12 protein-coding genes are annotated in these 12954 nt (G+C 63.5%); 10 read left to right on the forward strand and 2 right to left on the reverse strand.

What is annotated here, in order from left to right; all coding sequences use genetic code 11:
• Positions 1-14 precede the first annotated feature (14 nt).
• The 3 genes from QA643_RS03125 (at position 15) to QA643_RS03135 (ending at position 4427) form a co-directional block, all read left to right on the forward strand.
• On the forward strand, positions 15-1226 hold the full coding sequence (locus tag QA643_RS03125; protein ID WP_283031752.1) for a cytochrome P450: 1212 nt from the start codon (positions 15-17) through the stop codon (positions 1224-1226).
• A 104-nt stretch (positions 1227-1330) separates the two neighbouring features.
• Positions 1331-2545, forward strand: a complete 1215-nt coding sequence (locus QA643_RS03130) for an ABC transporter substrate-binding protein (RefSeq protein ID WP_283031753.1) — start codon at positions 1331-1333, stop codon at positions 2543-2545.
• A gap of 301 nt (positions 2546-2846) precedes the next feature.
• Complete coding sequence (locus QA643_RS03135; protein WP_283034695.1) at positions 2847-4427, forward strand: tannase/feruloyl esterase family alpha/beta hydrolase; 1581 nt, start codon at positions 2847-2849, stop codon at positions 4425-4427.
• 130 nt (positions 4428-4557) lie between these two features.
• Here the strand turns inward: QA643_RS03135 and QA643_RS03140 are convergent, their stop codons facing one another.
• A complete protein-coding gene (locus QA643_RS03140; protein WP_283031754.1) occupies positions 4558-5832 on the reverse strand; it encodes an NAD(P)/FAD-dependent oxidoreductase in 1275 nt (424 codons plus the stop codon).
• Positions 5833-6141: 309 nt separating this feature from the next.
• On the opposite strand from QA643_RS03140, the gene QA643_RS03145 reads away from it, so the two are divergent.
• The 7 genes from QA643_RS03145 to QA643_RS03175 all read left to right on the forward strand — a co-directional run bounded on the left by QA643_RS03145 (position 6142) and on the right by QA643_RS03175 (position 12317).
• Positions 6142-6447, forward strand: a complete 306-nt coding sequence (locus tag QA643_RS03145; RefSeq protein WP_283031755.1) for a hypothetical protein — start codon at positions 6142-6144, stop codon at positions 6445-6447.
• A gap of 70 nt (positions 6448-6517) precedes the next feature.
• Positions 6518-7348: an RNA polymerase sigma factor gene (locus tag QA643_RS03150; protein ID WP_283034696.1), complete on the forward strand. Its 831-nt coding sequence runs from the start codon at positions 6518-6520 to the stop codon at positions 7346-7348.
• A 313-nt stretch (positions 7349-7661) separates the two neighbouring features.
• Positions 7662-8837 carry an ABC transporter substrate-binding protein gene (locus tag QA643_RS03155; RefSeq protein ID WP_283031756.1) on the forward strand — a complete coding sequence of 392 codons (1176 nt, stop codon included), beginning with the start codon at positions 7662-7664 and terminating at the stop codon, positions 8835-8837.
• 152 nt (positions 8838-8989) lie between these two features.
• On the forward strand, positions 8990-9907 hold the full coding sequence (locus QA643_RS03160; RefSeq protein ID WP_283031757.1) for a branched-chain amino acid ABC transporter permease: 918 nt from the start codon (positions 8990-8992) through the stop codon (positions 9905-9907).
• On the forward strand, positions 9904-10851 hold the full coding sequence (locus QA643_RS03165; RefSeq protein WP_283031758.1) for a branched-chain amino acid ABC transporter permease: 948 nt from the start codon (positions 9904-9906) through the stop codon (positions 10849-10851). The genes QA643_RS03160 and QA643_RS03165 overlap by 4 nt, the downstream gene beginning before the upstream one ends.
• Entirely contained in the window at positions 10844-11611 is a 768-nt protein-coding gene (locus QA643_RS03170) for an ABC transporter ATP-binding protein (RefSeq protein WP_283031759.1), read from the forward strand. Before QA643_RS03165 ends, QA643_RS03170 begins: the two co-directional genes overlap by 8 nt.
• Entirely contained in the window at positions 11604-12317 is a 714-nt protein-coding gene (locus tag QA643_RS03175) for an ABC transporter ATP-binding protein (RefSeq protein ID WP_283031760.1), read from the forward strand. Before QA643_RS03170 ends, QA643_RS03175 begins: the two co-directional genes overlap by 8 nt.
• Positions 12318-12336: 19 nt before the next feature.
• On the opposite strand, the gene QA643_RS03180 is transcribed toward QA643_RS03175, so the two are convergent.
• Complete coding sequence (locus QA643_RS03180) at positions 12337-12825, reverse strand: TetR/AcrR family transcriptional regulator (RefSeq protein ID WP_283031761.1); 489 nt, start codon at positions 12823-12825, stop codon at positions 12337-12339.
• Positions 12826-12954 lie beyond the last annotated feature (129 nt).

Raw genomic sequence — 12954 nt, forward strand, 5'->3', positions numbered from 1 at the left:
TGCGGGAGACCCACATGAGCGCGACAGAGAAAGCTGCACCGTCAGGCGTTCCCAGCCTGGACGTCGATCCGTTCTCGACCGAGTTCTTCGACGATATGCATGCGATCCATGAGGTCCTGCGCGAGGCTGGACCGGCGGTCTGGCTCGATAAATGGGGCGTCTATGGCGTAGCGCGCTATGCCGAGGTGCATGCCGTCCTCAACGATCCCCTGACGTTCTGCTCGAGCCGTGGCGTGGGTCTCAGCGATTTCGCCAAGGAAAAGCCGTGGCGACCGCAAAGTATCATTCTGGAGGCAGATCCGCCGGCGCACACCCGCACGCGCGCGGTGCTGAACCAGGTGCTGTCGGCCAGCGCATTGAAGCCGCTGCGCGGTCACTTCACCGACTTGGCCGAAGCCAAGGTTGATGAACTGCTCGCGCGCGGCAGTTTTGACGCGATCGCCGATCTTGCCGAAGCCTATCCGCTGTCGGTCTTCCCCGACGCGCTCGGGCTGAAACAGGAAGGGCGGGAGAATCTGTTGCCCTATGCCAGCCTGGTGTTCAACGCGTTCGGTCCGCCGAACCAGCTTCGCCAGGAGGCGATCGAGCGCTCGGCGCCGCATCAAGCCTATGTCGCCGAGCAATGCCAGCGCGAGAATCTTGCGCCCGGCGGTTTCGGCGCCTGCATCCATGCCCGCGCCGATGCCGGCGACATCACCCATGAGGAAGCGCCGCTTTTGGTGCGTTCGCTGCTGTCGGCCGGGCTCGATACCACCGTCTACGGCATCGGCGCCGCCGTCTATTGCCTGGCACGCTATCCCGAGCAACTGGCGAAGCTGCGCGGCGATCCGACGCTGGCGCGCAACGCCTTCGAGGAAGCGATCCGCTTCGAAAGCCCGGTGCAGACCTTTTTCCGCACCACCACGCGCGAGGTCGAGCTCGGCGGGCACGTGATCGGCGAGGGCGAGAAAGTCTTGATGTTCCTCGGCGCCGCCAACCGCGATCCGCGGCGGTGGGAAAACCCTGACAATTACGACATCACCCGCCGAACCTCGGGCCATGTCGGCTACGGCTCGGGCATTCACATGTGCGTCGGCCAGCTTGTCGCGCGCCTCGAAGGCGAAGTGATGGTGGCGGCGATCGCGCGCAAGGTCGGCAAGATCGAGATCTCCGGCCCTGTGAAGCGCCGCTACAACAACGCGCTGCGCGGGCTCGAAAGCCTCCCGATCGCCATTTCCGCGGCCTGATGGATACCGCCGGCAGCTGATCGGCAGCTCTAGCGGGTGCGTCGCGTCATTCTTAAACCCGGCGAAAGTCCGGGAACGCTAAAGTCATCACGGAGGAGAAAACAATGCGGGGTTTAGGGTTGGGTCTGGCGCTGGCCCTGTCGTGCGCGGCAAGTAGTGCAGCGCATGCGCAGATTTCCGACAACGTCGTGCGCATCGGCGTGCTCAACGACATCTCCGGTATCTTCCAGGATACCAACGGCATGGGCTCGGTCGAGGCCGCGCGCATGGCGGCGGAGGATTTCAATGGCGGCGGCAAGGGCATCAAGGTCGAGATCGTCTATGCAGACCACCAGAACAAGGCCGATGTGGGATCGGCGATCGTGCGCAAATGGCTCGACGTCGATGGCGTCGATGCGGTCGTCGACGTGCCGAACTCCGCGGTCGGCCTCACCATCAATTCGCTGCTGCGCGACAGCCGCATGACGTTTCTGGCTTCGTCGACGGCCAGCTCCGACCTGACCGGCAAGGCCTGCTCGCCCAACACCATCCAATGGGTCAACGACGCCTGGGCGACCGGCAATTCGACGGCGGCGGCGATGATGGCGCGCGGCGGCAAGGAATGGTTCTTCATCACCGTGAATTTCGCGCTCGGCCAGGGCATCGAGGCTGAGGCCACCAACTACATCGAAAAGCACGGCGGCAAGGTGCTGGGCTCGGCGAAGCATCCACTCAACACGGCGGATTTTGCCTCGCTGCTGCTGCAGGCGCAGAATTCCAAGGCCAAGGTGATCGGGCTCGCCAATGCCGGCGGCGACACCGTGAATGCGGTGAAGCAGGCGGCCGAGTTCGGGCTGCAGCAGGGCGGTCAGAGCATGGTGGCGTTCCTGCTGTTCATCAACGACATCCACGGCATGGGGCTGAAGGTCGGCCAGGGGCTGCAACTGTTCGAGGCGTTCTACTGGGACATGGACGACGACACCCGCGCGTTTGCAAAGCGCTTCGGTGCCCGGCCCGGCATGAACGGCAAGATGCCGAGCGGCAACCAGGCCGGCGTCTACGCCTCGACCTTGGCCTATCTCAATGCGGTGGCCGCGACGGGCAGCGATCACGCCAAGGACGCGGTGCCGCAGATGAAGAAGTTCAGGGGTAAGGACAAGCTGTTCGGCGACGTCACCATCCGCCAGGATGGCCGCGTTATTCACCCGATGTACCTGTTCGAGGTGAAGAAGCCGGAGGAGTCGAAGTACCCCTACGACTATTACAAGCAGGTCTCGACCATTCCCGCCGACCAGGCTTTTCGCCCGCTCGCCGACGGCGGCTGCGCGCTGGTGAAGTGAGGCGCGGCACGATAGGTGCCGGCATGGCCGGGCGTAGCCGTCCGAAGGACGGCGTCGCTTCCGCCCGCCTGTGTCCCAGCCATCGACGTTCTTCACGCAGAGACCAAGACGTGGATGCCCGGGACAAGCCCGGGCATGACGCGTTTGTGGATGTACGCCGGGCCAGTTCGATGGCAGCATATGCTGCAATACCAAGGGGGAAACGATGCAACGCCTGGGAATCGATATGCGTATCTCGGTCTGGCTGATCGCACTGACGCTGGCGATCTCGCTCATTGCCGCAGAAGCGACCGCCGCGAAGATGACCGGTGCTCCCGCGGCGACATGCAGCGGCCTCGTCGGGCCAGCCGACAACGGCGTGAAGATCGATTCCGCCAGCATCGTCGCACCGTCGCCGCTTGCGGTCGCCGAGAAGGGGCCGACGCCGGCGGCGCGCGTCTCGCCGGCCAATCCGGAATTCTGCAAGGTGCTCGGTCACATCGCGCCGTCAGACCCCAATGCGCCGCCGATCAAATTCCAGGTCAACCTGCCACTCGAATGGAACGGCCGCTCGCTGCAATATGGCGGCGGCGGCTTCAACGGCGTGCTGATCACCGGGCTGGCCTTGCCGCCGGCCTATCCGTTCGGCGCGCCGTCGCCGCTGGCACGCGGCTTCGTCACCTACGGCACGGATTCCGGCCACGAGACCAAGCCGGGCGAGCCGCCGCAGGTCTTTGCGCTCAATGACGAGGCGTTCGAGAATTTTGCGCATCGCGCCTACAAGCGCGTGCGCGATGCCGCGATCGCCCTGATGGTGCGGGCCTACGGCAACCCGCCGGCAAAACTCTATTTCATGGGATCGTCGGAAGGCGGCCGCGAGGCGCTGACCATGGCGCAGCGCTATCCCGATGATTTTGACGGTATCTTCGCCCGCGTGCCCGTTATCAACTGGGTCGGCCTGCAACATGCCGGAACGAAATCGGGCCTCGCCACGATGGGCGAGGGCTGGATACGTCCGGCGCAGGTCGACCTCGTCGCCAAGGCGGTGCTCAAGGCGTGCGACAAGACCGACGGTGCCGAGGACATGCTCGTTCTCGATCCCGTCGGCTGCAAAGCGAAATTCAGGGTGGAAGAGCTGCGCTGCGCGGCGGGCCAGAGCGGCGATCAATGTCTGAGCGAGCCGCAGGTCGCGGCGATCAAGACGCTGCATGGGACGTACAAATTCTCCTTCGCGCTGGAGAATGGCCTCGACGATTACCCGGGCTGGGGCGTCTCCGGCGAAAATACCCCGGCGTTCGGCCCGACCGGCGGCTGGAACGCCTGGTGGCTCGGCAAGGCCGCGCCGGTGCAGCCGCCGGCGCCGAACAACGGCATCGCCTGGATCTATGGCGCGGGCGGCATTCAATATGTCTTCGCGCGCGATCCGAAGCTCGACGTCACCACTTACAAGCCCGAAGATCACAAGGAGCGGCTGCTGCAGGTGTCACGGCTGATGGATTCGACCAATCCGGATTTGAGCCGCTTCGCGGCGCGCGGCGGCAGGCTCGTCATTCTCGAAAACATGGCCGACTACGCCCAGAGCCCCTATGCCGGCATCCGCTATTTCGAGAATGTGCAGCGCACGCTCGGCAAGGAGAAGACAGCAGAGTTCGCAAGGCTCTACACGGCGCCGGGCGTCGATCATGTCGGCTCCGGCGCGCCGGCCAATGTCGACATGCTGGCGGTGCTGGTCGACTGGGTCGAGAAGGGCAAGGCGCCCGGCGATCTCGACGTGACCGAGCAACGGCTCGACACGCCGGCCTTCGAGACAACGCGCTCGCTGCCGCTGTGCCAGTGGCCAACGTGGCCGCACTATAAATCGGGCCCGATCGATCGGGCCGCGAGCTTTGCCTGCGCGCCGTAGACCCTCATGGTGAGGAGGCGCCTTGGCGCCGTCTCGAACCATGCAGGCCCGTCTGTGGCCTACATCCTTCGAGACGCCCGCGTTGCGGGCTCCTCAGGATGAGGGTTCTGCAGATCGTGATGCCTCAAAGCTACCCCGTCACCTTGCTCGATCCCTGCGTGATCAGCCGAGCGGCGCGCTGGTCGCGGGCGTGAATCCACAGCCAGCTTAGCGCGACGCTGAGGCGGTTGCGTAGGCCGATCAGGAAGTAGATGTGGGCGATGCCCCAGATCCACCAGGCGAGATTGCCGCGTAGCTTCATCCAGCCGAAATCGATCACGGCCTTCTTCTTGCCGATCTGAGCGAGGCTGCCGGCGTGCTTGTAGCGGAACGGCGGCAGCGTCTCGCCGTTGAGGCGCGCCTTGATCAGCGCGGCCACGTAACGTCCCTGCTGCTTGGCCGCCGGCGCGATGCCCGGTACGGGGTTGCCGTCCGGGCCTGCGATCGTCACGGTGTCGCCGATCGCGAACACGTCGGGATGGCCGGGCACGGTCAGATCAGGCTCGACCTTCAACCGATAGGCGCGGTCGGCCGGCGCGTTCATCCATTCCGCCGCCCGCGAGGCGCGCACGCCGGCGGCCCAGACGATGGTCCTGGCCTCCAGCTTCTTGCCGCCGAAGACGACGCCATCGATGGCGCATTCGGTGACGGGCTGGCCCAGCACCACCTCGACGCCGAGTTCCTCCAGCGACCGCTGCGCGTAGGCGGAGAGATCCTCCGGAAATCCCGCGAGCACGCGCGGACCGGCCTCGACCAGGACGACGCGAGTCTTGTGCGTGTCGATGTTGCGAAAATCCGGCGGCAGTGTGTCCTTGGCGAGATCGGCGATGGTGCCGGCCATTTCGACGCCGGTCGGGCCGGCGCCGATGATGACGAAGGTCAGCAGCGCGGCGCGCCTGATCGGATCGGTTTCTCGCTCGGCACGCTCGAACGCGACAAGGATACGACGCCGCAGCGTGGTGGCGTCCTCCAGCGTCTTCAGGCCGGGGGCGAACGGCTCCCACTCGTCATGGCCGAAATAGGCGTGGCGGGCGCCGGTGGCGAGCACCAGCGTGTCGTAGGCGATGGTCTCGCCGTCTTCGAGCAACACGCGCTTACCCCCTGCATCGATGCCGTTCACATTGGCGAACAGCGTCGTCACCTCCTTGCGGTCGCGCAGGAGATAGCGCACCGGCCAGGCGATCTCAGACGTCGCCAGCGAAGCGGTCGCGACTTGGTAGAGCAGCGGCTGGAACAGATGATGGTTGCGGCGATCGATCAGCGTGATTTTTACCGGCGCGCCGGCGAGGCCGAAGGCGGTTTCCAGCCCGCCGAATCCGGCACCGACGATCACCACGTGATGAGGCTGGTTCGGCGCTGTCGTCATGGTGTGGCCCCGGTCTATGAATGCAGGGGATTATGTAGCCATTCGCGCCTGATGGTCCAATACGCCTTTGCTAATTGGCCGATAGCGAAACGTTATCACCTGTCGTCCCGGCCTTGAGCCGGGACCCATAACCACCCAGGGGCTTTGTTGAGAAGGCTGGAGCCACAGCAACAGCGTAACAACCAAATCCTGTGGTTATGGGTCCCTGCGTTCGCAGGGACGACGGCAAAATAAATCTCCTGCCACCGCATCCTTTGTCAGTTCCCGACCGTCCTTGGGGTCGAGATGGCCACTGACGAGGAGAGCGTCATGCGACGAACCGTGATAAGGTACAAGACAACGCCTGAAATGACCGAGAAGAACGCCGAACTGGTCGCAAATGTGTTTGCGGCGCTGAAGGCGGTGCAGCCGGAAGGCCTGCGCTATCTATCGCTGCGGCTGGAGGACGACACCTTTATCCATTTCGTCGAGACTGCGGCCGAGGGCGCCAGCCCCTTGCAAGGCCTTCCGGCATTCGCGGCGTTCCAGAACGGCATTCGGGAACGTTGTGCCGAGCCCCCGCTCGCCAAGGGCGCGACGGTTATCGGCAATTATCGCATGCTGGGCGATACATGAATTCGCCGGAGGCTGAGTGACCGTGATTTCCGAGACGTCGAACTCTGAAATCGAGCGTCTGCTGATCGCGATGCGGCCAAGGCTGCATCGCTATTGCGCGCGCATGGTCGGCTCAGTGATCGACGGCGAGGACGTCCTGCAGGACGCGCTGATCAAGGCGGTGGAGGCCCATGCCACCGCCGGTCCTGTCGGCAATCCCGAGGGCTGGCTGTTCCGGATCGCGCACAACACCGCGCTGGATTTTTTGCGCCGTAAGCGCCGCCTGGAAGCGCTCCGGGGCGATGCGGAGATGGACATGATCGTAGACCAGCTCGATGCTGTGGAGAGTCGCCAGATCGCCGCGACCTCCTTGCGCACCTTCATGCGCCTGCCGGTGGCGCAACGCTCAAGCGTGATCCTGATGGACGTGCTCGGATGTTCGCTCAAGGAAATCTGCGAGGTCATGGAATGCAGCCTGCCGGCGGCGAAGGCATTCCTGCATCGCGGCCGTGCGCAGTTGCGCGACATCGCCGATGAACCTGATGATGCGCCGCAAGCAAAATTGTCGGATGCAGACCGCGCGCGCCTCGGCGCCTATGTCGCCCATTTCAACGCGCGCGATTTCGACGCGATCCGGGCGATGATTGCTGATGACGTCAGGCTCGATCTCGTCAACAAGACCCGCATGCGCGGCAAGGTCGAAGTGTCCCGCTATTTCGGCAATTACGCGAAGGTCAGCGACTGGCATCTGGTGGCCGGCCTGGTCGAAGGGCGCCCCGCCATCCTGGTGTTCGATCCGGGCGAGCGGGATTCAGGCCCGAAATATTTCATGCTGCTGGACTGGTCGGCCGGCCAGGTCGCCACGATCCGGGATTTTCGCCACGCGCCCTATGTCATCGATGGCGCGGAATACCTGATCTGAACGAGCGCTTCCGGCCGATGCCGGGCGAGGTTCGCCACGGACGTGGCCGCTCCTTCCGGCTTTCCGGCCCAAAACTGCGACAAATCGTTGCCCTGGCAACCGGCACTATAGTTCTTGCCATCCCCGCCATCCGCGAATTATGGTTCCGGTGGCTTAAGCATGCGCCGAAGGTCCAAAGCCGGGCAAACCGGTTCATGCTTGCCGCTGACCGGCGATTTCGCGCACAAAATACCTCAGTGATAATGAGGTGCGCGAGACAGCGCCGGTCGCCCGGGAGACCCGGGTCTAATCGATAACGAGGAGGGGAGTGATTATGAAAAAGGCATTCTGGCTGGCGGGCGCGGCAATTCTGGCGCTGGCGCAGCCCGCATCCGCCGGCGACACCATCAAGATCGGCTTTGTCTCGACCTTCAGCGGCCCGACCGCTGTGATCGGCAACGACATGCGCAATTCCTTCGAGCTGGCGCTCGACCATCTCGGGCGCAAGATCGCTGGCAAGCCGGTCGAGGTGATCTACGAGGACGACGGCCAGAAGCCTGACGTGGGCAAGCAGAAGACCGAAAAACTGATCCAGTCCGATAAGGTCGATTTCATCGTCGGCTATATCTGGTCGAACGTTTTGCTGGCCTCGCTGAAGACCGCGGTCGATGCCAAAACCTTCCTGATCTCGGCCAATGCCGGCCCCTCGCAGCTCGCCGGCGAGCTCTGCTCGCCCTACGTGTTCTCGACCTCCTGGCAGAACGACCAGACCCCGCAGGCGGTCGGCACCTACATGAACCAGAAGGGCGTCAAGTCGGTATTCCTGATCGGCCCGAACTACGCCGCCGGCAAGGACATGCTGGCCGGCGTGAAGAGCACCTTCAAGGGCCAGGTCGTCGGCGAGGAATATACGGTGTGGCCGAGCCAGCTCGACTTCTCCGCCGAACTCACCAAGGCCAAGAACTCCAAGGCCGAATCGATCTTCGTGTTCTATCCGGGCGCGGCCGGCGTGCAGTTCCTCAACCAATATGCGCAGGCCGGGATCAAGGCGCAGATTCCACTCTACACCGCCTTCACCATCGACGAATTGTCGCTGCCTTTGCAGAAGGAAAACGCGCTCGGCGTGCCCGGCGCGCAGCAATGGGTCAACGACCTGCCGAACGCCGAAAACAAGAAGTTCGTCGAGGACTACCGCAAGAAGTACACCGGGCTGCGGCCGACCTTCTACGGCGCGCAGTCCTATGACGCCGCGAACCTGATCAACAGCGCTGTTGTCGCGGTGAAGGGCGATACGTCCAAGAAGGACGAGATGAAGGCCGAGATGGAGAAGGCCAACTTCAAGTCAGTGCGCGGTCCCTTCAAATACGGCAACAACCACATCCCGATCCAGAACTTCTACCTGCAGGACGTGGTCAAGGACGCCGACGGCCAGCTCGCGCTCAAGACGGTGGCGACCATCGTCAAGGACGATCAGGACCGCTTCCACGACAAATGTCCGATGAAGAAGTGATGGTTGGCATGGCCGGTGCATGATCGGGTGCAAAACGCCCTCGGGCTTGACCCGGGGGCGGGTTGCGACAGATCATCCGCCCAACAAGAAAAATGGCGGCGGCGCAGATGTGCTGCCGCTGTTTTGTTAGGCCCCCAGCGTTCAAGGGATCAATGCTTGTCTTAATCGAACAATCGCTGAACGGCTTGCAGTTCGGCCTGTTGCTGTTCTTGCTGGCAGCCGGCCTGACGCTGGTGTTCGGCATCATGGATTTCGTCAATCTGGCGCACGGCTCGCTCTACATGATGGGCGCGTATTTCGCCGCCACCTTCGTCGCCTGGACCAACAGTTTCGTGCTCGGCATCCTGCTGGCCCTCGGCGCTACATTGCTGCTCGGCATCGCGCTCGAATTCATCGCGTTGCGGCATCTCTACGGCCGCGACCATCTCGACCAGGTGCTGGCGACCTTCGGCCTGATCCTGTTCTTCAACGACGCGGTGCGGCTGATCTGGGGCCCGGCCGGCCTGTCGCTGCCGCTGCCGGCCTGGCTCACCGCGCCGGTGCAGATCGTGCCCGGCGTGTTCTATCCGGCCTACCGGCTTTCCATCATCGTGGTCGCGCTGGCGGTCGCCGCGATGCTCTATCTCGTCGTGATGCGGACCAGGATTGGCATGTTGATCCGCGCCGGTGCCTCGAATCGCGAGATGATCGGCGCGCTCGGTATCAACATCAAGCTCTTGTTCACTTTGGTGTTCGGGCTTGGCGCCGCGCTCGCCGGCCTTGCCGGGCTGATGCAGGCGCCGATCCTCACGGTGCAGATCGGCATGGGCGAGAACATCCTGATCCTCGCCTTCGTCATCATCGTGATCGGCGGCATCGGCTCGATCCGCGGCGCCTTCATGGCGGCGATCTTCGTCGGGATGATCGACACGCTCGGCCGCGCCTTCCTGCCGGATCTGCTGCGCATGGTGCTCAGTTCCGCCGCCGCCTCTACCGCGGCGCCCGCATTGTCGTCGATGCTGATCTATCTCCTGATGGCGATCGTGCTCGTCGTCCGTCCGGAGGGGCTGTTTCCGGCTGCCAAGCGATGAAATCTCCCGTCAACGCCCGCAACGTCATCGTGGCGCTCACAGCGCTTTTCTTGCTGCTATTGCCGGCCTATTCGGCGCTGACCGGCAACATCTTTATCCTGACGCTGTTCACCCGCATCGTCATTTTCGCACTTGCGGCTGCCAGCCTCAACCTCATCATGGGCTATGGCGGCATGATGAGCTTCGGCCATGCCGCCTATCTCGGCATCGGCGGCTATGCGGTGGGCATCCTCGCCTATGAGGGTATCGGCTCCGGCTTCATCCAGTGGCCGGTGGCGCTGATCGTATCCGCGCTCTATGCGCTCGTGATCGGCGCCCTGTCTCTGCGCACCCGCGGCGTCTATTTCATCATGATCACGCTCGCCTTCGCCCAGATGGCCTATTACATCGCCTCGGGCATGTCGCGCTATGGCGGCGACGACGGCCTCACCATCTACAAGCGCAGCCATTTCGGTGGCATCATTGACCTCTCGAACCGCGTGCAGTTCTATTATCTCTGCCTCGCCTGCCTGTTCGGCGGCATCTACCTGATCTGGCGCATCGTCAATTCGCGCTTCGGCATGGTGGTGCAGGGCGTGCGCTCCAACGAGCAGCGCATGCAGGCGATCGGTTTTCACGCGAACAGATATCGTCTCGTCTGCTTCGTCATCTCAGGCACGATCTGCGGGCTTGCCGGCGCGCTGCTGGCCAACAATACCGATTTCATCAGCCCGGCGACGATGTACTGGACCCGTTCCGGCGATCTCATGGTGATGGTGATCCTGGGTGGCATGGGCTCGCTGTTCGGGCCCGTGATCGGCACCATTGTCTTCCTGGTGCTGGAAGAGGTGCTGTCGCAGTTCACCGAATACTGGGCGTTGATCATGGGCCCGCTGCTATTGCTGATCGTGCTATTTGCGCGCGGCGGCATCATGGGCGTGCTCGGGAGGTTGAGCCGTGGTTGAACCCTTGCTCCGTGTCGAGAATCTCGTCCGCAGCTTTGGCGGCATCAAGGCCACCGACAATCTCTCGCTCGACGTCTCGAGGGGCGAGCTGCACGCCATCATCGGTCCCAACGGCGCCGGCAAGACCACGCTGATCAGCCAGTTGACCGGGCAGCTGGCGCCGAACTCCGGCACTATTCACTTCGCCGGCCGCGAGGTCACCTGGCTGCCGTCCTACCAGCGCAGCCGGCTCGGCCTGGCGCGCTCGTTCCAGATCACCTGCCTGCTGCCGGATTTTACGGCCGCCGACAATGTCGCGCTCGCAGCGCAGGCGCACGATGGCCACTCCTTCCGCTTCTGGGGGGCGGCGCGCAAGGAGAGGCATTTGCGCGAGGCGGCGCAGGCGGCGCTCGACCGGGTCGGGCTCGCCAAGCGCGCCGATGTGCTGGTGTCGGAGCTCAGTCACGGCGAGCAGCGCGAGCTCGAGCTGGCGGTCGCGCTTGCCACCAAGCCGCAATTGTTGCTGCTCGACGAGCCGATGGCCGGCCTCGGTGTCACCGAATCCGCGCGCATGGTGGCGCTGCTGAAAGAACTGCGCAAGGAAGTCACCATCGTGCTGGTCGAGCACGATATGGAGGCGGTGTTCGCGCTCGCCGACCGCATCACGGTGCTGGTCTATGGCCGCGTCATCGCCTCCGGCGATCCTGATGCCATCAGGAACAATGAGGAAGTCAAGCGCGCCTATCTCGGCGAGCAGCATGCGGTGACCCGTCATGGCTGAAACCCTGCTCGAAATCGACGGCATCGAGACCTGCTACGGGCTCAGCCAGGTGCTGTTCGGCCTGTCGCTAAAAGTTCAATCGGGCGAGATGGTTGCCCTGATGGGCCGCAACGGCATGGGCAAGACCACCACCATCCGTTCCATCATGGGCATGACGGGCGCGCGCGCCGGCACGATCCGCTTTGCCGGCGAGGAAGTCCGCCGCCTGCCGTCATACAAAATTGCAAAGCTCGGCATCGGCCTGGTGCCGGAGGGACGCCAGATCTTTCCGAACCTCACGGTGTATGAAAATCTCGTTGCGGCCTCAGGCAACCGCCAGGGTGCCAGCGATCCCTGGACAATTGAAAAAATCCATGCGCTGTTCCCGCGCCTTGCCGAGCGCCGCAACAATATGGGCGTGACGCTTTCGGGCGGCGAGCAGCAGATGCTGGCGATCGGCCGCGCGCTGATGACCAATCCAAAGCTTTTGATCCTCGACGAAGCCACCGAAGGCCTTGCACCCTTGATCCGCGAGGAAATCTGGAATTGCCTGTCGATGCTGAAGGGCCGCGGGCAATCGGTGCTGGTCATCGACAAGAACGTCGCCAACCTCGCCAAGATCGCCGACCGCCACTACATCATCGAGCGCGGCCGCACGGTGTGGACGGGGACGAGCGAGCAGTTGATTGCCGAGCCGGATCTGCAGCACCGGTATCTGGGGATTTGATCCAGCAAGCCGCCACGCCTCACCGCAAAGAGTTCCGCAGCAGCCGGTTTGCTGCGTCGGCCGCCGCGGCCGCATAGGCGCGATCACCGTGCACCAGCATCAAGGAGATCGCGCCCTCCGAGAGCAGCCATATCTCGCGCGCGCGGCGGCGAGCATCGCGGACGCCGGCTCGCTTTAGCAAGTCCGCGAGATGGGCTTCGAGCAATGCCTTGTGTCGGCGTGCGATTGCTCGCGCGGGGTGGCCGGGTAGATCCGCAAGTTCGATGACCAGCCTGGTAAAGCCCGACCCGGCCCATCGTGGCCGGTCTGCCCATACCGCAAGATCGCGAAACAGGCCGTCAACAATCGCGGCTGGGGAGCCGGTGAGCTGATCGCCGAACGTTCTGAACGCGGCCAATGCCAGTTCATTCTGGGCTTCAAGCACGAAGGCGAGCAACTGATCCTTACTTTGAAAATGATTATACAGAGTCCGCTTCGTGACGTTCGTCGCCGATGCAATTTCGTCCATGCTCACGCGGCTATACCCGCGCTGGCGAAATAGCACGTATGCGGCGGCCAGGATCCGCCGTCGGGTCGGCTCTGCAGATCGTGCCATGCAGTCACCCTTTAACTATACCGGGTAGTGAATTTACATCCT

The sequence above is a fragment of the Bradyrhizobium sp. CB3481 genome, from assembly GCF_029714305.1.
In the GTDB taxonomy this organism is placed as follows: domain Bacteria; phylum Pseudomonadota; class Alphaproteobacteria; order Rhizobiales; family Xanthobacteraceae; genus Bradyrhizobium.

What these genes read in the sequence shown, in the direction of transcription:
- QA643_RS03160 (WP_283031757.1), top strand. Translation starts at nt 8,990, where the DNA reads ATGCTTGTCTTAATCGAACAATCGCTGAACGGCTTGCAGTTCGGCCTG.
- QA643_RS03140 (WP_283031754.1), bottom strand. Translation starts at nt 5,832, where the DNA reads ATGACGACAGCGCCGAACCAGCCTCATCACGTGGTGATCGTCGGTGCC.
- QA643_RS03135 (WP_283034695.1), top strand. Translation starts at nt 2,847, where the DNA reads ATGACCGGTGCTCCCGCGGCGACATGCAGCGGCCTCGTCGGGCCAGCC.
- QA643_RS03130 (WP_283031753.1), top strand. Translation starts at nt 1,331, where the DNA reads ATGCGGGGTTTAGGGTTGGGTCTGGCGCTGGCCCTGTCGTGCGCGGCA.
- QA643_RS03125 (WP_283031752.1), top strand. Translation starts at nt 15, where the DNA reads ATGAGCGCGACAGAGAAAGCTGCACCGTCAGGCGTTCCCAGCCTGGAC.
- QA643_RS03155 (WP_283031756.1), top strand. Translation starts at nt 7,662, where the DNA reads ATGAAAAAGGCATTCTGGCTGGCGGGCGCGGCAATTCTGGCGCTGGCG.
- QA643_RS03175 (WP_283031760.1), top strand. Translation starts at nt 11,604, where the DNA reads ATGGCTGAAACCCTGCTCGAAATCGACGGCATCGAGACCTGCTACGGG.
- QA643_RS03150 (WP_283034696.1), top strand. Translation starts at nt 6,518, where the DNA reads ATGCGGCCAAGGCTGCATCGCTATTGCGCGCGCATGGTCGGCTCAGTG.
- QA643_RS03165 (WP_283031758.1), top strand. Translation starts at nt 9,904, where the DNA reads ATGAAATCTCCCGTCAACGCCCGCAACGTCATCGTGGCGCTCACAGCG.
- QA643_RS03145 (WP_283031755.1), top strand. Translation starts at nt 6,142, where the DNA reads ATGCGACGAACCGTGATAAGGTACAAGACAACGCCTGAAATGACCGAG.
- QA643_RS03180 (WP_283031761.1), bottom strand. Translation starts at nt 12,825, where the DNA reads ATGGACGAAATTGCATCGGCGACGAACGTCACGAAGCGGACTCTGTAT.